The organism is Pantoea sp. SYBGC1, assembly GCF_057197005.1.
This window is the reverse complement of record NZ_JBXUNM010000003.1, coordinates 249,682-266,602: the sequence shown is the minus strand read 5'-3', so window position 1 is coordinate 266,602 and position 16,921 is coordinate 249,682. Positions and strand designations below refer to the sequence as shown.

Sequence of the window (16,921 nt, the reverse complement as noted above, 5' to 3'; positions counted from 1 at the left end):
AAAAGATCGTACCGCTATCATTGAGTCTTGCTGGTTGTAATGCAAGCAGGTGATTGACGCTACCAGCGATTATTGCGATGGGTAATGCCACTGGCGATCTGCCCGGGGGCACGGACGATCAATTTTTGAAACACTTCTCTGCACGCGCTTTGCCGTTAAATTCGTTAGTGTATTGTTATGTTATAACATAATGGTGAATGCGATGCGCAACAGCGATCTGTTACTTTCCGTCGGCAGTCGTCTGATGGTTATCATGATACTTATTACTCTGCTGATGCTCTGCGTCTTCTGGGGCACCTCGGCATGATCCACTTTAATCGGCTCCTGGTCGGCTATCGCGGGCAGGCGATAACCGCGATCCCCGACGGAAAACTGGCTGCCGGCAGTATGACCGCGCTGACCGGCGCAAACGGCAGCGGCAAGTCAACGCTGCTGAAAACGCTGGCTGGCGTGATTGCGCCGGTCTCCGGCTCCTGCCCGATCGGCGTGCCCGCCCGTGCTATTGGCTGGCTGCCACAGCGTAGCGAACTGGAGACGCGTTTTCCGCTTACGGTATATGAGCTGGTTGCTACCGGCTGCTGGCCGCGCTGCGGCTGGTTTGGCGGTATTAACCGGGCGCTGCACAGAGAGATCGACGCCGCGCTGGACGCCGTACAGATGCGGGCATTTGCCGATGCGCAGCCCGCTACGCTCTCTGGCGGCCAGCTGCAGCGGGTCCTTTTTGCCCGGCTTCTGATGCAGCAGAGCCGGGTCTGGCTGCTGGATGAACCTTTCAGCGCTATCGATGCATCCACCACTACTCTGCTGATGGCGCTGCTCCGGCAGCAGCATCAGCAGGGCACGACGCTGCTGGTGGTCCTGCACGACAGGCCGCTGGTCAGCCGCTACTTCAGCGCAGAATTATCGCTGGATCACTCACCAGAGAGCGTGCAGGTGACGTCATGACGCTGCTGCAGCCTTTTATCGAATTTGGCTTTATGCGCCGCGCGCTGGTGGCCTGTATTGCGCTGGCGCTGAGCGCCACTCCGTTAGGCGTGTTTTTGTCACTGCGCCGGATGAGTCTGATAGGCGACGCGCTATCGCATGCGATATTGCCGGGTGCAGCGGTTGGCTATCTGCTCTCAGGTCTGTCGCTGGTGGCAATGGGGGCAGGCGGACTGCTGGCGGGGCTGGTGGTGGCGCTGCTCTCCGGCGCTGTCAGTCGCTATACCCCGTTAAAAGAGGATGCCAGTTTTTCCGGATTTTATCTTGGCTCGCTGGCGCTGGGGGTCACGCTGGTTTCGCTGCGCGGCTCCAGTGTGGATCTGCTGCACGTGCTGTTTGGTTCACTGCTGGCAGTCGACACTCGTGCGCTGGTTCTGGTTGCCGCTATCGCCGCGTTCACGCTGCTGACGCTGGCGCTGATTTTCCGCCCGCTGGTCATTGACGCCTTCGATCCCGACTTTTTGCGGGTGCAGAACCGCTGGAGCGCACCGCTGGTACAGGGGCTTTTTCTGCTGTTGGTCGTACTGAACCTGGTTGCTGGCTTTCAGATTCTGGGAACGCTGATGTCCGTCGGGCTGATGATGCTGCCCGCTACCAGCGCCCGCTTCTGGAGCCGTCGGCTCACCCCATTGCTGTTTATCGCTATGCTGCTGGCAATCGCTGCTGCGCTAAGCGGTCTGTTGCTCTCCTGGTACTACTCACTGCCTGCCGGACCCGTCGTGGTGCTGAGTGCTGCCGGGCTGTTTCTGCTCTCTGTTCTGACAGGGCCATGCGGCGGCGTGCTGCGTCGTCGTTAATATACTGATAAGGGGATACAAATGAAGTTTATTGCACTGAGCCTGATAACCAGCGCGATGCTGGTCAGCCCGTTTACGCAGGCCGGTACTATCAACACGGTAGCCAGTTTTACCGTGCTGGCCGATATCGTAAAACAGGTTGGCGGCGATCATGTGCGTGTCACCTCGCTGGTCGGGCCGGATGGCGATCCGCATACCTTTGAGCCTACGCCACAGGACAGCCAGGCGCTGGCGCAGGCCAGCGTGGTGTTTGTCAGCGGTCTCGGTCTGGAAGGGTGGATGGATCGGCTGATTAGGGCTTCAGGCTATCGCGGCGATGTGGTGGTGGCGTCCAGCGGCATCAGCACGCGTACTATGGAAGAGGAGGGCAGTACCGTCACCGATCCGCACGCCTGGAACAATCTGCAGAACGGTGAAATTTATGCGCGTAACGTAATGCAGGCGTTGATAAAAGCCGATCCGCAGGACGCCGCCGACATCCGGCGCAGCGGCGAGCGTTATATTCAGCAGCTGCAGCAGCTCGACAGTTGGGCTAAATCTGCATTTAACGCCGTGCCGCGCAGCGCACGCAAAGTGCTGACCAGCCACGATGCTTTTGGCTACTTCGGACAGCGTTATGGCGTTACCTTCCTGGCTCCGGTCGGCTTTTCTACCGAAGCAGAAGCCAGCGCCAGTGACGTTGCGCAGATTATCAAGCAGCTCAGGCGTGAGCATATTCACCGCTACTTTATTGAAAATCAGACCGACCCGCGCCTGGTTAAACAGATAGCCAGTGAATCGGGGGCGCAGCCCGGCGGCGAACTCTATCCGGAGGCGCTCTCCGCTGCTGGCGGTCCGGCTGCGACCTATACGGCAGCATTCCGGCATAACGCGGAAGCGATGCTGAAAAGCATGCATTGACTGCTCCCCGCCCTAAAGGGCGAGGATTCCCACTTCAACGCAACCTACCTGAGCCGCATTACGCGGCTTTAGGGTTTACAGTCGCTCCGTGGGCTAACGCGGTCAGCCCGGCCGCTTTTATATGTTACCGCGCTTATATCCCCGCCCGATTGGGCGAGGTCTTACGCGCAAATTGATAAAAAAGGCCGGGGAGCATCCCGGCCAGACTCTCACAACGCATTAACGCTTTTTCTTTCTTCCCTGAACCGCTTTGAAACGTGGATTGGATTTGCAAATCACATAAATACGGCCTTTACGTCGTACCACTTTGCAATCCCGGTGGCGGGTTTTAGCCGACCGAAGTGAACTCACGACCTGCATCGTACTGCTCCTTTATCTGGTGCGCGTCAGGAAGCTGCCAAAGCGCTTGTTGAAGCGCGCCGCGCTGCCCTCTTTGGCAAACTCTTTTTGTTTGCCGGTATAATAAACGTGCGATTTGGAGGAGACATCCAGCGTCACGTAAGGCAGAACCTCGCCTTCAAACTCGATGGTGCGTTCAGTCTTAATGGTTGATCCCACTTTAAAATACTCATCAGCGGTGGTGTCATGGAACAGAACCGGACGATAGTGCGGGTGGATATCAGGCTTCATATGAAGGCTCCTATGTAATGTTATAATATTACATTATTATGCGCCCGTTATGGCGCGATTGCAACTGTCATCAGGCACCATAAAAAAAGGCCGCATCTGCGGCCTTTTTCATTAAGGAGTCAATCAGTGTTTCGCGTGTTCAGCCGGATGGCTGCCTTCAAGCTCCGCTTTATGCTTACTGAAGCGGCGACGCACCACGACGAAGAAGACCGGTACAAAGAAGATCGCCAGCGCGGTAGCAGTGACCATTCCTCCCATTACGCCGGTGCCTACTGCGTTCTGAGCGCCGGAGCCGGCACCGCTGCTGATCGCCAGCGGCAGTACGCCGAGGATAAACGCCAGTGAGGTCATCAGAATCGGGCGCAGACGCATACGTACCGCTTCCAGCGTCGCTTCCACCAGGCCTTTGCCCTCTTTATCCATCAAATCTTTCGCAAATTCGACGATCAGAATGGCATTCTTAGCGGAAAGCCCAATCGTGGTCAGCAGCCCGACGACAAAGTAGACGTCGTTACTGAGCCCGCGCAGGGTGGTGAAGATCAGCGCGCCAATAACGCCGAGCGGCACGACCAGCATTACCGAGAACGGAATAGACCAGCTCTCATAGAGTGCCGCCAGGCAGAGGAAAACGACAATCAGCGAGATCGCATAGAGCGCCGGGGCCTGGTTACCTGACAGACGTTCCTGATAGGACATGCCGGTCCAGTCGTAGCCAATACCGGTTGGCAGTTTCGACGCCAGCTCCTCCATCATATCCATCGCATCACCCGAGCTTTTGCCCGGTGCAGCCTGACCGAGGATCTCCATGGAAGGCAGACCGTTGTAACGCTCCAGGCGCGGTGAGCCATACTGCCATTTCGCAGAGGAGAAGGCGGAGAAGGGCACCATATTGCCGGCGCTGTTACGCACATACCATTTGCCAATGTCATCCGGCAGCATGCGCGCATCCGCTTTACCCATAACGTACACTTTCTTCACGCGACCGCGATCGATAAAGTCGTTGACGTAGGATCCACCCCAGGCGGCGCCCAGCGTAGTGTTGATATCAGAGAGCGATACCCCCAGCGCCTGCGCTTTTTCCTGATCGATAATCAGCTTGTACTGCGGCGTATCTTCCAGGCCGTTCGGACGTACGCCAACCAGCGTATCTGAATGCTGGGCGATCATGCCAAACAGCTGATTTCGCGCTTCGGTCAGCTTTTCATGGCCCAGGTTGCCCTGATCAATCAGCTGGAAGTCAAAACCGGTGGCGTTACCCAGTTCGATAATGGCCGGCAGGTTGAACGGGAAGACCATGGCATCTTTAATCTGACCCAGTGCGCCCATGGCGCGTCCGGCGATAGCGGGTACTTTCAGATCGGCGCTGCCACGCTCATCCCACGGCTTCAGGCTGACAAACGCGATACCGGTGTTCTGACCACGACCGGCAAAGCCAAAGCCGTTAACGGTGAACACGGAATTGACGCTATCTTTCTCTTTGGTCAGGAAGTAATCCGTTACCTGATCCAGCACTTTCTGAGTACGTTCCTGGGTTGCACCGGCTGGCAGCTGCGCCTGCGCCAGTAACAGCCCCTGATCTTCTTCCGGCAGGAAGGAGGTCGGCAGTTTCAGGAACAGCCACGCCATGCCAAGAACAATGACCAGATAGATTACCAGATAGCGGCCGGTACTGCGGATAATATGGCTGACGCTGTCGACATAGTGATTGGTGCTTTTGTCGAACATGCGGTTGAACCAGCCAAAGAAGCCGGTGGTTTTACCATGCTCACCTTTTTTAATCGGTTTGAGCATGGTGGCACAGAGGGCAGGGGTGAGGATCAGCGCGACCAGCACCGACAGCGCCATCGCTGAAACGATGGTAATCGAGAACTGACGGTAGATAACCCCGGTCGAACCGCCAAAGAACGCCATGGGAATAAATACCGCAGAGAGCACCAGCGCAATACCGACCAGCGCGCCCTGAATCTGCTCCATGGAGCGTTTGGTCGCCTCTTTCGGCGGCAGTCCCTCTTCTGCCATAACGCGCTCAACGTTCTCGACGACCACGATGGCGTCATCAACCAGCAGGCCGATGGCGAGCACCATACCAAACATCGTAAGCGTGTTAATGGAGTAGCCAAAACCATTGATGATAGCGAAGGTACCCAGCAGCACCACCGGTACGGCGATGGTGGGGATCAGCGTGGCGCGGAAGTTCTGCAGGAACAGATACATAACCAGGAACACCAGCACAATCGCTTCGAACAGCGTTTTAACCACTTCGAAAATGGAGATTTTTACAAACGGAGTCGTGTCATACGGGTAGACGGTCTTCATGCCTGACGGGAAGAACGGCTCCAGTTTACCCAGCTCTGCTTTAACCGCTTCTGCGGTATCCAGTGCGTTAGCCCCGGTCGCCAGCTTGATACCGATACCGGATGCAGGCTTGCCGTTGTAACGGGCAATAACTTCGTAGTTTTCACCACCCAGTTCAATTTTTGCCACGTCGCGCAGACGCACCTGCGAGCCATCCTGGTTCACCTTGAGCATGATGTTGCCAAACTCATCGGTTGAGGTCAGGCGGGTCTGAGCAATAATAGAGGCGTTAAGCTGCTGGCCTGGCACCGGCGGTGTACCGCCTAGCTGACCGGCGGCGACCTGGGTATTCTGCGTCTGCAGCGCACTGATCACGTCAACCGGCGTCAGCTGATAGTTGTTCAGCTTGTGCGGATCGAGCCAGATACGCATCGCATACTGTGCACCAAACACCTGGGTATCACCTACGCCTGTGGTACGGCTGATAGGATCTTTGATATTAGAGGCGACATAGTCCGCAATGTCGTTCTGCGTCATGCTGCCATCATCACTGACAAAACCGGCTACCATCAGGAAGCTGCTGGAGGATTTTTTAACCTGAATCCCCTGCTGCTGTACTTCCTGCGGCAGCAGCGGCATCGCCAGCTGCAGCTTGTTCTGCACCTGTACCTGCGCGATATCCGCGTCGGTACCGGACTGGAAGGTCAGCGTCAGCGTTAGCGTACCGGATGAGTCACTGCTCGAGGACATATACATCAGCCCGTCGATGCCGTTCATATTCTGTTCAATAACCTGCGTAACAGAATCCTGCAGCGTTTTTGCATCCGCACCCGGATAAGATGCCTGGATCTCAACCGCCGGTGGCGCAACATTGGGATATTGCTCAATCGGCAGGCTGATGATCGACAGCGCACCCGCCATCATAATGATGATGGCAAGCACCCATGCAAAAATGGGGCGATCGATAAAGAACTTAGCCATGTATCAACGGCTCCTGTTATGACGACGATTTAGCAGACTGAGATTCCTGGGCTGCTTTAGCATCATCTGAGACCTCTTTTGGCGTAACCTGCGCACCCGCTTTCGCGCGCTGAATACCGACGGTAATCACGCGGTCGCCCTCTTTCAGACCATCGGTAACCAGCCATTTGTCACCAAATGCCTGATTTGCAGTGATCTTACGTACTTCTACTTTGTTATCTGCGCCAACAACCATCGCGCTGGCATCGCCGGTTGGCGTACGGGTCACGCCGGTTTGCGGCACCAGCAGCGCGGTTGGGTTCACGCCTTCATCCAGACGCGCACGCACAAACATACCCGGCAGCAGACGGTTATCCGGGTTTGGGAAGATAGCGCGCAGCGTAATCGAACCGGTGGTTTCATCAACGGTGACATCGGAAAATTCCAGTGTTCCCGACTGCTTGTAAGGGCTACCATCCTGCATCAGCAGCGTAACGTTAGCTTTACCATCGGTCTGTTTCAGCTGACCCGCTTCCAGCTCGGCGCGCAGGCGCAGAAAATCGTCACTGGACTGCGTTACATCGACGTACATAGGATCCAGCTGCTGCACGGTCGCGAGCGCGTTAGTCTGACCATTGGAGACCAGGGCACCTTCTGTCACAGAGGATTTGCCGATACGGCCGCTGATAGGCGAGGTAACTTTGGTGTAGGCGAGGTTGATACGGGCAGTTTCAACGTTAGCCTGGGCGGCCTGTACAGCAGCCGCGGTCTGAGCCGCAGTGGCCGCTGCGTTGTCGTAATCCTGCTGACTGATATATTTGGTGCCGAGCAGCGGTTTATAACGTTTGATGGTGAGCTGCGCTACGCGGGCATTAGCCTGCGCCTGCGCTAAATCCCCTTTAGCACTGTCGTAAGCTGCCTGATAGGTGGCAGGATCGATCTGATAAAGCGACTGACCCGCTTTAATATCACTGCCTTCAACAAAATTACGCTTCAGAATGATACCCGACACCTGAGGGCGGACTTCTGCTACGCGAAACGCGGAAGTGCGACCGGGCAGTTCAGTCGTGACCTTCAGGGGTTCAGCTTTTAATGTGACCACCCCGACTTCCGGCGGTTGCTGCTGCTGCTGGCCGGCTTGCTGAGATTTATCATCATCACATCCTGTTAACAAAAAGCTGCCTGAAAGCATCACGGCGGCCGCCAGAGGCACTAACCCTCTGTTTTTATTCATAAATAAAACCTCTAGTGTCCGATATCAAATGATCAATGGATCACAAACCGATAAACCCATTGCTGCGTTAAAACACGGGTCATGCTATGGTACATACATTCACAAATGTATGTAAACTTGCCAGTTTGTAAAAACAGCTCCCTATGGCACGAAAAACCAAAGCGCAAGCACTTGAAACGCGTAATCAAATTCTTGATGCCGCATTAGCACACTTTTCTGAACAGGGTGTGGCCGCCACGTCGCTGGCTGATATCGCCGCAGCGGCTGGTGTCACGCGCGGTGCCATTTACTGGCACTTTAAAAATAAAGCCGATTTGTTACAGGAAATCTGGCTGCGCTGCGACGCCGGGCTGGACGATGTGGAACTTGAGTATCAGACAAAATATCCGGACGATCCACTTTCTGTAATGCGTTCGATGCTGATCTATATCCTTGACGCCACGGCAAAGGATGCGCAAAGACGCGCACTTATGGAGATTATCTTCCATAAATGTGAGTTTGTGGGCGAAATGTCGACGCTGGTAGCGATGCAGCAGGGTTTACTGCAGGCGTGTTATGACCGCATTGAAACCGTGCTGCGCAGCTGTATTGAGGCGGGGCAGCTGCCCGGTGCGCTGAATACTCGCCAGGCGGCGCTGCTGATGCGCGGCTATATCAATGGCATGATGGAGAGCTGGCTGTTTAATCCGCACAGTTTTGACCTGGCAGCGGAAGCGCCGCAGATCGTTGATGCGTTTCTCGATATGCTGCGGCTGAGCCCGACCCTGAGCGCGCGTTAATCTGTATGCGCGGCGGCCAGCTTCTGTTCATAGTCGCGCCGGACGATCGCCAGCGCGGCCAGCACCGTCGCGGGCGGCACCCGGTTCTCCTCCAGCAGCTGAATCAAGTCTACCGCCAGCTTAATCTCATCCGGTGCGCTCTCAAGCGACATACTCTCTCCTAAATCCGTAGTTTTATTGCAACCAGCAGCATCAGCACTGCGCCCGCCAGGGCGGCAGCCACGCCGGCGATATGCAGCGTGCCGATTTCGCCATTCATAAAGTAAGTGGCAATATAGCCGCCAATCAGCGCGCCAATCGCGGCCAGTACCAGCCCGGGGATCATCCCGCCGGGCCTGCCGGGCAGCAGCAGGCGCCTGAGCCAGCCCGCGGCCAGGCCCGTTACTATCCAGATAATCAGCGTCACCGTTTCCTCCTTCTGGCTTATGCGTTGAGTATAGAAGTGCGGCGCTACGCCTGCGCGGCGGGCAGTTCGAGCTGATAAAGCGCCGCGCGACAGCGGCTTAATCGCGCCTGCAGCTGTTCTACTTCCCGCATCAGCTGCTGCTGCACGCTCAGCGTTTCTGCCTGCGCAAGATGCGCCTCACGCTGGCGCAGCATAGCGAGTAGCCGCGTCTCATATCCCTGATACTCAACACGCTTCTGCTGGCGGGTATCCCGCCGCGGCTGCTCCCGCCACGGCCGCAGCTGCTGGCTTTCGCATTCGCGCTGAAGCGCCGCCAGCTGATCCAGCACCCGCTGCGCCAGCCACTGCTGCTGCACGGCGCTGTGCTGTTTTTGCTGCAGATGGTGCAGATTTCGCTCCAGCTCCTGCAAATAGTCGCTCAGGCGGGTGCCTTTAGTCTGAAACAGGGCGGCATCAAAGCGCGGCACTCTGCAGGCGCCGTCCGGCTGCTGTGCTATACGCTGGCGCAGCGTTTCAACGATTTTTTGCAGCCGCTCAGGCGCGGAAAGGAGAGGCATCACTTCGGTTCCATGTTAACGTAAGAGCATATTCAGTATTCAGGCATCTGGCATGCAGCGTTTTTTACTGTTGAGCCTTGGCTGGCTGGCGATAGTGCTGGGCACGCTGGGCATTGTATTACCTTTACTCCCGACAACGCCATTTGTGTTGCTGGCCGCCTGGTGTTTTGCCCGTTCATCGCCGCGCTTTCACCACTGGCTGCTGTGGCGCTCGCCGTTTGGCCGCTATCTGCGTCACTGGCAGCGTCATCGGGCCATGCCGCCAGGCGCTAAGGGGCGGGCAATAGTGCTGATTATCATCACCTTTGCGTTTTCGCTCTGGCTGGTAAAGCTGTTCTGGCTGCGTCTGCTGCTGCTGGTGTTGTTAGCAATACTGCTGCTCTTTATGTGGCGTATTCCGGTAGTAGAAGAAGAGACAACGCAACATTAACCGCGTCAGGGTTGCATTTAGGCTGCTGTTTGCTTAGATTTGGGCATCTTCGTGCGTGGCTTCCCTCTGTGAAACGACTTCGCTTAACCCGGTCTCCGGGTATTGGCGCTGTTGAAGCGGCGCGTTTTAGATATTTTTCCAGGCGTAACCTTTATGACCGCAACTGCGCAGCAGCTTGAACTGATCAAAAACAGCATCAAAAGTATTCACGACTATCCGAAGCCGGGCATTCTGTTCCGCGACGTAACCAGCCTTATGGAAGATCCGCAGGCCTATGCGGCGGCAATCTCCATTCTGGTTGAGCGCTATCGTGACAAAGGCATCACCAAAGTAGTGGGTACAGAAGCGCGCGGCTTCCTGTTTGGTGCACCCGTAGCGCTGGGGCTGGGCGTAGGGTTTGTACCGGTGCGTAAACCGGGCAAGCTGCCGCGTGAAACCTGGCAGGAGCGCTATGAGCTGGAGTACGGTACGGATGCGCTGGAGCTGCATAAAGATGCGATTAAACCTGGCGATATCGTGCTGGTCATCGACGATCTGCTGGCAACCGGTGGCACCATTGAGGCGACGGTAAAACTGATCCGCCGCGCGGGTGGCGAAGTCAATGATGCCGCTTTTGTGATTAATCTGTTTGATCTCAGCGGCGAAGCGCGCCTGACCGCGCTGGGCGTTAACTGCTACAGCCTCGTCAGCTTCCCCGGCCACTAAGGCCTGCTGCGCTCTGCTGTTTTGCGGAGCGCAGTGCTTACCCCTTACGTTACTCTGCCTGCGCCTGCCCGAGACGGGTATAGGCATATTTCGCTGTGGCTGGTAAACTACTGCCCAAATACACAGGGTTTGCGAAGCTGCATTTTTTCCCTTTTTCTGACGGTGGCTGCCGGCTGATTGCCGCGCTGCTGTGCCAACTCAATACAATCCAGTGACCACATCCACATGAGCTATCAGGTACTTGCGCGAAAATGGCGTCCCCAGGCCTTCGCAGACGTAGTGGGTCAGGAACATGTGCTGACTGCGCTCGCCAACGGGTTATCACTGGGACGTATTCATCATGCCTATCTTTTCTCCGGCACCCGTGGCGTAGGGAAAACCTCTATTGCCCGCCTGCTGGCGAAAGGGTTGAACTGCGAAACCGGTATTACCGCTACGCCCTGTGGCAAGTGCGACAACTGCCGGGAAATTGAGCAGGGCCGCTTTGTTGACTTAATTGAGATCGATGCGGCTTCCCGTACCAAAGTGGAAGACACGCGCGATCTGCTGGATAACGTGCAGTACGCGCCGGCGCGTGGTCGCTTTAAGGTCTATCTGATTGATGAAGTGCACATGCTGTCGCGCCACAGCTTTAACGCATTGCTGAAAACGCTGGAAGAGCCGCCGTCCCACGTTAAGTTTTTGCTGGCCACTACCGATCCGCAGAAGCTGCCGATCACTATCCTGTCGCGCTGCCTGCAGTTCCATCTGAAGGCGCTGGACGTTGAACAGATTCAGCAGCAGCTGAGCTATGTGCTCGAGCAGGAGCAGATTGCCGCGGAGCCACGTGCGCTGCATCTGCTGGCGCGTGCTGCCGATGGCAGTATGCGTGATGCGCTGAGCCTGACCGATCAGGCGATCGCCAGCGGGCTGGGCAGCGTCACGCGCGACACCGTCGCGCAGATGCTCGGTACGCTGGATGACGAACAGCCGCTGGCGCTGATTGAAGCGCTGGCAGAAGGCAGCGGCGAACAGGTAATGGCGCGCCTGAATCAGGCCGCTTCGCGCGGTGTAGAGTGGGAAGCGCTGCTGGTTGAGATGCTGCGGCTGCTGCATCGCATCGCAATGGTGCAGCTGCTGCCTGGCTCCCTGAATGATGAAGAGTTCAGTGAAGCGCAGCGCCTGCGTGAGCTGGCGCGTACCCTGCCGCCCGCTGACGTGCAGCTCTACTATCAGACGCTGCTGATGGGACGCAAAGATCTGCCGCTGGCGCCCGATCGGCGCCTGGGCGTGGAAATGACGCTGCTGCGCGCGCTGGCTTTCCATCCACAGGCTACACTTGCTGAACCGGTGGCGCGTCCGTCGCTGGCACCGCAGGCGGCGCCGCAGGTACCTGCCGCCGCCCCGGCTGAGCAGCCCGCTGCGGCTACGCAACCGCAGATGGCGCCGGCTACGCAACCGCAGATGGCGCCGCCCGCTGCGCCGGCTCCGGCAGAACCGCAGGCACCGCCTGCCGGCAATCTGCCGGACACCACCAGCCAGCTGCTGCAGGCGCGTACGCAACTGCTGCGTCAGGGGGCAGGTAAAGTAAAAAAGAGTGAGCCGGCAGCGCGTCCCGCGCGGCCGGCAAATCAGGCGCTGGAGCGTCTGGCTACGGTGACGGAGCGCGTTCAGCAGCGCGCACCCGAAGCCGTGAGCGCGCCGGTAAAACCGGAGGCGTACCGCTGGAAAGCGCAGCAGCAGAGTGAGGAGAAAGCGGAGCCGGTCGCAACGCCAAAAGCCTTGCGTTCAGCGCTGGAGCATGAGAAAACGCCGGAGCTGGCTGCGCGGCTGGCCGAGGAAGCACAGCAGCGTGATGCCTGGACCGCTGAAATTGCCCGGCTGACGCTGCCAAAGCTGGTGCAGCAGGTGGCACTCAACGCGTGGAAAGAGCAGCATGAACAGAGCGTGACGCTGCATCTGCGCAGCAGCCAGCGACACCTCAATTCTGCGGCAGCCCGGCAGGCCATTCAGGCTGCGCTAAGCCAGGCGGCGGGTCAGGAAGTTGAACTGACCATCGTGGAAGATGATAATCCGGCGGTGCTGACGCCGCTGGAGTGGCGACAGGCCATCTATGAAGAGAAGCTGGCGCAGGCGCGCCAGTCGCTCGCAAGTGATACCCACATTCAGATGCTGCAGCAGTTTTTTGATGCCGATCTGGATGAAGAGAGTATCCGACCCGTATGATCACGCTGTCGCGCAGAGGTTGCGCGCAGCCCCAGCAGAGAGAGAAAACTATGTTTGGTAAAGGCGGATTGGGCAACCTGATGAAACAGGCCCAGCAGATGCAGGATAAAATGGCCAAGGTCCAGGAAGAGATCGCCGCGCTGGAAGTTACGGGCGAATCGGGTGCGGGTCTGGTTAAAGTCACCATCAACGGCGCGCACAACTGCCGTCGCGTGGAAGTCGATCCCAGCCTGCTGGAAGATGACAAAGATATGCTGGAAGATCTGATTGCTGCAGCCTTTAACGATGCGGCGCGTCGCATCGATGAGACGCAGAAAGAGAAGATGGCTTCTGTCTCTTCCGGTATGCAGCTGCCGCCCGGCTTCAAGATGCCGTTCTGATGCAGACCAGTCCACTGCTTGAAACCTTAATGGAGTCACTGCGCTGTCTGCCGGGTGTAGGCCCGAAGTCAGCGCAGCGCATGGCGTTTCACCTGTTGCAACGCGATCGCAGCGGTGGAATGCGTCTGGCTCAGGCGCTGACGCGCGCGATGTCGGAAATCGGCCACTGTGCCGATTGCCGTACCTTCACCGAACAGGAGATCTGCACCATCTGCGCTAACGCCCGTCGGCAGCAGAACGGGCAGATTTGCGTGGTGGAAAGCCCGGCAGATATTCACGCCATTGAGCAGACCGGCCAGTTTGGCGGGCGCTACTTTGTGCTGATGGGACATCTGTCGCCGCTGGATGGGATTGGTCCGCAGGATATCGGGCTCGATCGCCTGGAGCAGCGTCTGGAACATGAGACGCTGCAGGAGGTAATCCTGGCGACCAACCCCACGGTAGAGGGTGAAGCGACCGCCAACTATATCGCTGAGCTGTGCGGTCAGTATGGCGTTGACGCCAGCCGTATCGCGCACGGTGTGCCGGTAGGTGGCGAGCTGGAGATGGTTGATGGCACCACGCTGTCGCACTCTCTTGCCGGGCGTCATAAGATTAAATTCTAAGCACTCGCCGGTTTCATTCACTGAAACCGGCTTGAAAATTTTCCCGCCATCCCCATCTCTTCCTCAACGTTCGATCAACCCCGATTCTGTTGAGGTAGCAATGACCATGAAAGGACAAGAGACGCGTGGCTTCCAGTCAGAGGTAAAACAACTTCTGCACCTGATGATCCATTCCCTCTATTCAAACAAAGAGATTTTCCTGCGTGAACTGATCTCCAACGCCTCTGATGCCGCTGATAAGCTGCGCTTCCGCGCGCTTTCCACGCCGGATCTCTATGAAGGCGACGGCGAGCTGCGCGTACGTATCTCGGTCGACAAGGAGAAACGGACGCTGACGCTGAGCGACAACGGTATCGGTATGCGTCGCGATGAGGTGATTGAAAACCTCGGCACTATCGCTAAATCAGGCACCAAAGCGTTTCTGGAGTCTATGGGCTCTGACCAGGCGAAAGACAGCCAGCTGATTGGCCAGTTTGGTGTGGGTTTCTACTCCGCCTTTATCGTTGCTGACAAAGTGACCGTGCGCACCCGCGCTGCCGGCGCACAGGCCAGTGAGGGCGTGTTCTGGGAGTCAGAAGGCGAAGGCGAATATACCCTGGCAGAGATCGAAAAAGCCGATCGCGGTACCGAGATCACGCTGCATTTCCGCGCCGGTGAAGATGATTTCCTTGACGCCTGGCGCGTGCGTAACGTCATCAGCAAATATTCCGATCACATCGCACTGCCGGTAGAGATCGAAACCAAAGATGAAGAGAACGACACCGTAACCTGGGAGAAGGTCAACAAAGCCCAGGCGCTGTGGACGCGTAACAAAGCGGAGATCAGCGACGACGAGTACAACGAGTTCTACAAGCACATTGCGCATGACTTCAGCGATCCGGCTATCTGGAGCCATAATCGCGTGGAAGGCAAGCAGGAGTACACCAGCCTGCTCTACATCCCGCAGCGTGCTCCGTTCGATATGTGGAACCGCGACAGCAAGCATGGCCTCAAGCTTTATGTACAGCGCGTGTTTATCATGGATGACGCTGAGCAGTTCATGCCGAACTACCTGCGCTTTGTGCGCGGCCTGATTGACTCTAACGATCTGCCGCTCAACGTCTCACGTGAAATTCTGCAGGATAGCCGTGTAACCCAGAGCCTGCGCGCCGCGCTGACCAAGCGCAGCCTGCAGATGCTGGAAAAACTGGCAAAAGATGATGCAGAGAAGTATCAGCAGTTCTGGAAAGAGTTTGGTCTGGTACTGAAAGAGGGGCCGGCGGAAGATAGCGCCAATCAGCAGGCGATTGCTAAACTGCTGCGTTTTGCCACCACGCAGAGCGAAGGCAGCGAGCAGAGCGTATCGCTGGATGACTACCTGAGCCGCATGGTTGAAGGGCAGGAGAAGATCTACTACATCACGGCGGACAGCTACGCCGCGGCGAAAAGCAGCCCGCATCTGGAGCTGTTCCGCAAAAAAGGCATTGAGGTACTGCTGCTCTCCGATCGCATCGATGAGTGGATGATGAGCTATCTCACCGAGTTCGACGGTAAAACGTTCCAGTCAGTAAGCAAAGCCGATGAGTCGCTGAGCAAGCTGGCGGATGAAGAGACCGAAGAGCAGAAAGAAGCGGAAAAAGCGCTGGAGCCGTTTGTTGAGCGCGTGAAAACGCTGCTGGGCGAGCGCGTAAAAGAGGTGCGACTGACGCATCGTCTGACCGATACACCTGCCATCGTCACCACTGACGCTAACGAAATGACCACCCAGATGGCGAAACTGTTTGCCGCCGCCGGTCAGGATGTTCCGGAAGTGAAATATATCTTTGAGATCAATCCGGAGCATGGCCTGGTGAAACGCGTAGCGGATACCCAGGATGAGGCGCGCTTTGCCGAGTGGGTTGAGCTGCTGCTGGATCAGGCGCTGCTGGCTGAGCGCGGTACGCTGGACGATCCTAACCAGTTTATCCGCCGCATGAACCAGCTGCTGACGGCATAACGCCGCGCAGCGCGAAGCGAATAAAAAGGGCGCCATCGATGGCGCCCTTTCTTATGGCGTCAGCACTGCGCCTGCTCGCTAAGCCATGTGCGAAACAGACGGATCTCTGTATTCTGCTCGCGCGAGCGTTTGGCCATCATCCAGGTCGCGCGATCGATGCGCACAAAGCCCAGCGGCGCAATCAGCGCGCCCGCCTCCAGCTCCTGCTGCACCAGCAGTCGCGGTGCCATAATGATTCCCAGACCGCTTCTGGCGGCCTGGATAGCCAGCATCAGATTATCAAAGTGTTTGCCTCGCCAGAAATCACCGCGTACCCCGCTGTTTTTTGCCCACTCTGCCCAGGCGTGCAGCCGGGTATCCGCATGCAGCAGCGGCAGCGTGTGCAGATCGCGCGCGCTCTGCAGGCGTTCGGCGTAGTGGGGCGCGCAGAGCGGCCCAATCGCGTCATCGCTGATAAGCGTGGCTTCAATATCATCATCGGGCTGCTGCTCATAGCTCAGGATCAGCACATCGGTGTGTTCGCTGCGCAGCTGGTCGATCTCAACCAGTGACTGAAACTGCACGTCAATATCCGGGTAGCGCTGATAGAAACTGCTGATACGCGGGATCAGCCACTGAGAGAGAAAGCTGGGCGCACAGGAAACAGAGAGATGATGCCGCATACCGGTGCGTATGCTTTCGCAGCTGGTGGCAAGTTCGCTGAACGCTTTCTGACAGCTGACCAGCAGGCGTTCGCCATGCGAGGTGAGTTTGACGCGTCCGTTAGTGCGTACAAACAGCGGCTTGCCCATCCAGCTCTCCAGCTGGCGCACCTGATGGCTGACGGCACTGTGGGTGACATGCAGGGTTTCCGCTGCCGTACTGAAACTGCTGTGCAGCGCTGCCTGATGAAAATAGCGCAGCGCCCGTAGTGACGGAAGCGCGGTCATACTCGTCCCTTGTGTAAAAACCTAACAGGGATTGTCAGTTTATATCATTTTAATGTCCAGCCGCATTGCCCTAACCTTTGCTCCAGATTCTGGCAGGTTGACGGGACGGGCAGGCTATGTATCAGCCACGCGTTTTATCTGCCGGAAAGC

Annotated in this window: 18 protein-coding genes and 1 other annotated feature; of the genes, 10 read left to right on the top strand and 8 right to left on the bottom strand. The window is 57.2% G+C overall.

Annotated elements, in window-relative coordinates; genetic code table 11:
* The first annotated feature begins 303 nt into the window (after nucleotides 1–303).
* The 3 genes from AC2CF9_RS08545 to AC2CF9_RS08535 are packed head-to-tail and all read left to right on the top strand — an operon-like array spanning nucleotide 304 to nucleotide 2,681.
* Nucleotides 304–945, top strand: coding sequence for a metal ABC transporter ATP-binding protein (locus tag AC2CF9_RS08545; protein ID WP_484556763.1), 642 nt, complete (start codon nucleotides 304–306; stop codon nucleotides 943–945).
* Nucleotides 942–1,781: a metal ABC transporter permease gene (locus tag AC2CF9_RS08540; protein WP_484556762.1), complete on the top strand. Its 840-nt coding sequence runs from the start codon at nucleotides 942–944 to the stop codon at nucleotides 1,779–1,781. Before AC2CF9_RS08545 ends, AC2CF9_RS08540 begins: the two co-directional genes overlap by 4 nt.
* A gap of 21 nt (nucleotides 1,782–1,802) precedes the next feature.
* Nucleotides 1,803–2,681, top strand: coding sequence for a metal ABC transporter substrate-binding protein (locus AC2CF9_RS08535; RefSeq protein ID WP_484556761.1), 879 nt, complete (start codon nucleotides 1,803–1,805; stop codon nucleotides 2,679–2,681).
* Nucleotides 2,682–2,900: 219 nt separating this feature from the next.
* On the opposite strand, the gene ykgO is transcribed toward AC2CF9_RS08535, so the two are convergent.
* The 4 genes from ykgO to AC2CF9_RS08515 all read right to left on the bottom strand — a co-directional run bounded on the left by ykgO (nucleotide 2,901) and on the right by AC2CF9_RS08515 (nucleotide 7,800).
* Nucleotides 2,901–3,041 (bottom strand): type B 50S ribosomal protein L36, encoded by a 141-nt coding sequence (gene ykgO, locus AC2CF9_RS08530; RefSeq protein WP_071668939.1) that lies wholly within the window; start codon nucleotides 3,039–3,041, stop codon nucleotides 2,901–2,903.
* A 12-nt stretch (nucleotides 3,042–3,053) separates the two neighbouring features.
* Nucleotides 3,054–3,311, bottom strand: coding sequence for a type B 50S ribosomal protein L31 (locus AC2CF9_RS08525; RefSeq protein ID WP_150017624.1), 258 nt, complete (start codon nucleotides 3,309–3,311; stop codon nucleotides 3,054–3,056).
* A 123-nt stretch (nucleotides 3,312–3,434) separates the two neighbouring features.
* Nucleotides 3,435–6,587, bottom strand: coding sequence for an efflux RND transporter permease subunit (locus AC2CF9_RS08520; protein ID WP_150017622.1), 3,153 nt, complete (start codon nucleotides 6,585–6,587; stop codon nucleotides 3,435–3,437).
* Nucleotides 6,588–6,603: 16 nt separating this feature from the next.
* On the bottom strand, nucleotides 6,604–7,800 hold the full coding sequence (locus tag AC2CF9_RS08515) for an efflux RND transporter periplasmic adaptor subunit (protein ID WP_039383010.1): 1,197 nt from the start codon (nucleotides 7,798–7,800) through the stop codon (nucleotides 6,604–6,606).
* A gap of 143 nt (nucleotides 7,801–7,943) precedes the next feature.
* On the opposite strand from AC2CF9_RS08515, the gene acrR reads away from it, so the two are divergent.
* Entirely contained in the window at nucleotides 7,944–8,579 is a 636-nt protein-coding gene (gene acrR, locus AC2CF9_RS08510) for a multidrug efflux transporter transcriptional repressor AcrR (protein ID WP_094111511.1), read from the top strand.
* Here the strand turns inward: acrR and rsmS are convergent.
* The 3 genes from rsmS to priC are packed head-to-tail and all read right to left on the bottom strand — an operon-like array spanning nucleotide 8,576 to nucleotide 9,542.
* Nucleotides 8,576–8,731, bottom strand: coding sequence for a pleiotropic regulatory protein RsmS (gene rsmS, locus AC2CF9_RS08505; RefSeq protein ID WP_484556760.1), 156 nt, complete (start codon nucleotides 8,729–8,731; stop codon nucleotides 8,576–8,578). The genes acrR and rsmS overlap by 4 nt on opposite strands.
* An 8-nt stretch (nucleotides 8,732–8,739) precedes the next feature.
* Complete coding sequence (locus AC2CF9_RS08500; protein WP_039383012.1) at nucleotides 8,740–8,985, bottom strand: GlsB/YeaQ/YmgE family stress response membrane protein; 246 nt, start codon at nucleotides 8,983–8,985, stop codon at nucleotides 8,740–8,742.
* 44 nt (nucleotides 8,986–9,029) lie between these two features.
* The gene (priC, locus tag AC2CF9_RS08495; RefSeq protein WP_484556759.1) at nucleotides 9,030–9,542 is read right to left on the bottom strand and encodes a primosomal replication protein PriC; all 513 of its coding nucleotides are present in this window, start codon (nucleotides 9,540–9,542) and stop codon (nucleotides 9,030–9,032) included.
* Nucleotides 9,543–9,594: 52 nt separating this feature from the next.
* On the opposite strand from priC, the gene AC2CF9_RS08490 reads away from it, so the two are divergent.
* From AC2CF9_RS08490 to htpG, 6 genes are all read left to right on the top strand, one after another.
* Complete coding sequence (locus AC2CF9_RS08490; RefSeq protein ID WP_150017616.1) at nucleotides 9,595–9,972, top strand: DUF454 family protein; 378 nt, start codon at nucleotides 9,595–9,597, stop codon at nucleotides 9,970–9,972.
* A 153-nt stretch (nucleotides 9,973–10,125) separates the two neighbouring features.
* The gene (apt, locus tag AC2CF9_RS08485) at nucleotides 10,126–10,677 is read left to right on the top strand and encodes an adenine phosphoribosyltransferase (RefSeq protein ID WP_150017615.1); all 552 of its coding nucleotides are present in this window, start codon (nucleotides 10,126–10,128) and stop codon (nucleotides 10,675–10,677) included.
* 225 nt (nucleotides 10,678–10,902) lie between these two features.
* The gene (dnaX, locus tag AC2CF9_RS08480; protein ID WP_484556758.1) at nucleotides 10,903–12,882 is read left to right on the top strand and encodes a DNA polymerase III subunit gamma/tau; all 1,980 of its coding nucleotides are present in this window, start codon (nucleotides 10,903–10,905) and stop codon (nucleotides 12,880–12,882) included.
* Nucleotides 12,227–12,288 (top strand) — a sequence feature (DnaX frameshifting element). (Overlaps the previous gene by 62 nt.)
* A 50-nt stretch (nucleotides 12,883–12,932) precedes the next feature.
* On the top strand, nucleotides 12,933–13,262 hold the full coding sequence (locus AC2CF9_RS08475) for a YbaB/EbfC family nucleoid-associated protein (protein ID WP_031377860.1): 330 nt from the start codon (nucleotides 12,933–12,935) through the stop codon (nucleotides 13,260–13,262).
* Nucleotides 13,262–13,867, top strand: a complete 606-nt coding sequence (gene recR, locus AC2CF9_RS08470; RefSeq protein ID WP_039383019.1) for a recombination mediator RecR — start codon at nucleotides 13,262–13,264, stop codon at nucleotides 13,865–13,867. The genes AC2CF9_RS08475 and recR overlap by 1 nt, the downstream gene beginning before the upstream one ends.
* Before the next feature lie 100 nt (nucleotides 13,868–13,967).
* On the top strand, nucleotides 13,968–15,842 hold the full coding sequence (htpG, locus tag AC2CF9_RS08465; RefSeq protein WP_484556757.1) for a molecular chaperone HtpG: 1,875 nt from the start codon (nucleotides 13,968–13,970) through the stop codon (nucleotides 15,840–15,842).
* Between the two features lie 59 nt (nucleotides 15,843–15,901).
* On the opposite strand, the gene AC2CF9_RS08460 is transcribed toward htpG, so the two are convergent.
* Nucleotides 15,902–16,771: a LysR substrate-binding domain-containing protein gene (locus tag AC2CF9_RS08460; protein ID WP_150017609.1), complete on the bottom strand. Its 870-nt coding sequence runs from the start codon at nucleotides 16,769–16,771 to the stop codon at nucleotides 15,902–15,904.
* Between the last annotated feature and the right edge of the window lie 150 nt (nucleotides 16,772–16,921).

What these genes read in the sequence shown, in the direction of transcription:
- AC2CF9_RS08545 (WP_484556763.1), top strand. Translation starts at nt 304, where the DNA reads ATGATCCACTTTAATCGGCTCCTGGTCGGCTATCGCGGGCAGGCGATA.
- AC2CF9_RS08540 (WP_484556762.1), top strand. Translation starts at nt 942, where the DNA reads ATGACGCTGCTGCAGCCTTTTATCGAATTTGGCTTTATGCGCCGCGCG.
- AC2CF9_RS08535 (WP_484556761.1), top strand. Translation starts at nt 1,803, where the DNA reads ATGAAGTTTATTGCACTGAGCCTGATAACCAGCGCGATGCTGGTCAGC.
- ykgO (WP_071668939.1), bottom strand. Translation starts at nt 3,041, where the DNA reads ATGCAGGTCGTGAGTTCACTTCGGTCGGCTAAAACCCGCCACCGGGAT.
- AC2CF9_RS08525 (WP_150017624.1), bottom strand. Translation starts at nt 3,311, where the DNA reads ATGAAGCCTGATATCCACCCGCACTATCGTCCGGTTCTGTTCCATGAC.
- AC2CF9_RS08520 (WP_150017622.1), bottom strand. Translation starts at nt 6,587, where the DNA reads ATGGCTAAGTTCTTTATCGATCGCCCCATTTTTGCATGGGTGCTTGCC.
- AC2CF9_RS08515 (WP_039383010.1), bottom strand. Translation starts at nt 7,800, where the DNA reads ATGAATAAAAACAGAGGGTTAGTGCCTCTGGCGGCCGCCGTGATGCTT.
- acrR (WP_094111511.1), top strand. Translation starts at nt 7,944, where the DNA reads ATGGCACGAAAAACCAAAGCGCAAGCACTTGAAACGCGTAATCAAATT.
- rsmS (WP_484556760.1), bottom strand. Translation starts at nt 8,731, where the DNA reads ATGTCGCTTGAGAGCGCACCGGATGAGATTAAGCTGGCGGTAGACTTG.
- priC (WP_484556759.1), bottom strand. Translation starts at nt 9,542, where the DNA reads ATGCCTCTCCTTTCCGCGCCTGAGCGGCTGCAAAAAATCGTTGAAACG.
- AC2CF9_RS08490 (WP_150017616.1), top strand. Translation starts at nt 9,595, where the DNA reads ATGCAGCGTTTTTTACTGTTGAGCCTTGGCTGGCTGGCGATAGTGCTG.
- apt (WP_150017615.1), top strand. Translation starts at nt 10,126, where the DNA reads ATGACCGCAACTGCGCAGCAGCTTGAACTGATCAAAAACAGCATCAAA.
- dnaX (WP_484556758.1), top strand. Translation starts at nt 10,903, where the DNA reads ATGAGCTATCAGGTACTTGCGCGAAAATGGCGTCCCCAGGCCTTCGCA.
- AC2CF9_RS08475 (WP_031377860.1), top strand. Translation starts at nt 12,933, where the DNA reads ATGTTTGGTAAAGGCGGATTGGGCAACCTGATGAAACAGGCCCAGCAG.
- recR (WP_039383019.1), top strand. Translation starts at nt 13,262, where the DNA reads ATGCAGACCAGTCCACTGCTTGAAACCTTAATGGAGTCACTGCGCTGT.
- htpG (WP_484556757.1), top strand. Translation starts at nt 13,968, where the DNA reads ATGACCATGAAAGGACAAGAGACGCGTGGCTTCCAGTCAGAGGTAAAA.
- AC2CF9_RS08460 (WP_150017609.1), bottom strand. Translation starts at nt 16,771, where the DNA reads ATGACCGCGCTTCCGTCACTACGGGCGCTGCGCTATTTTCATCAGGCA.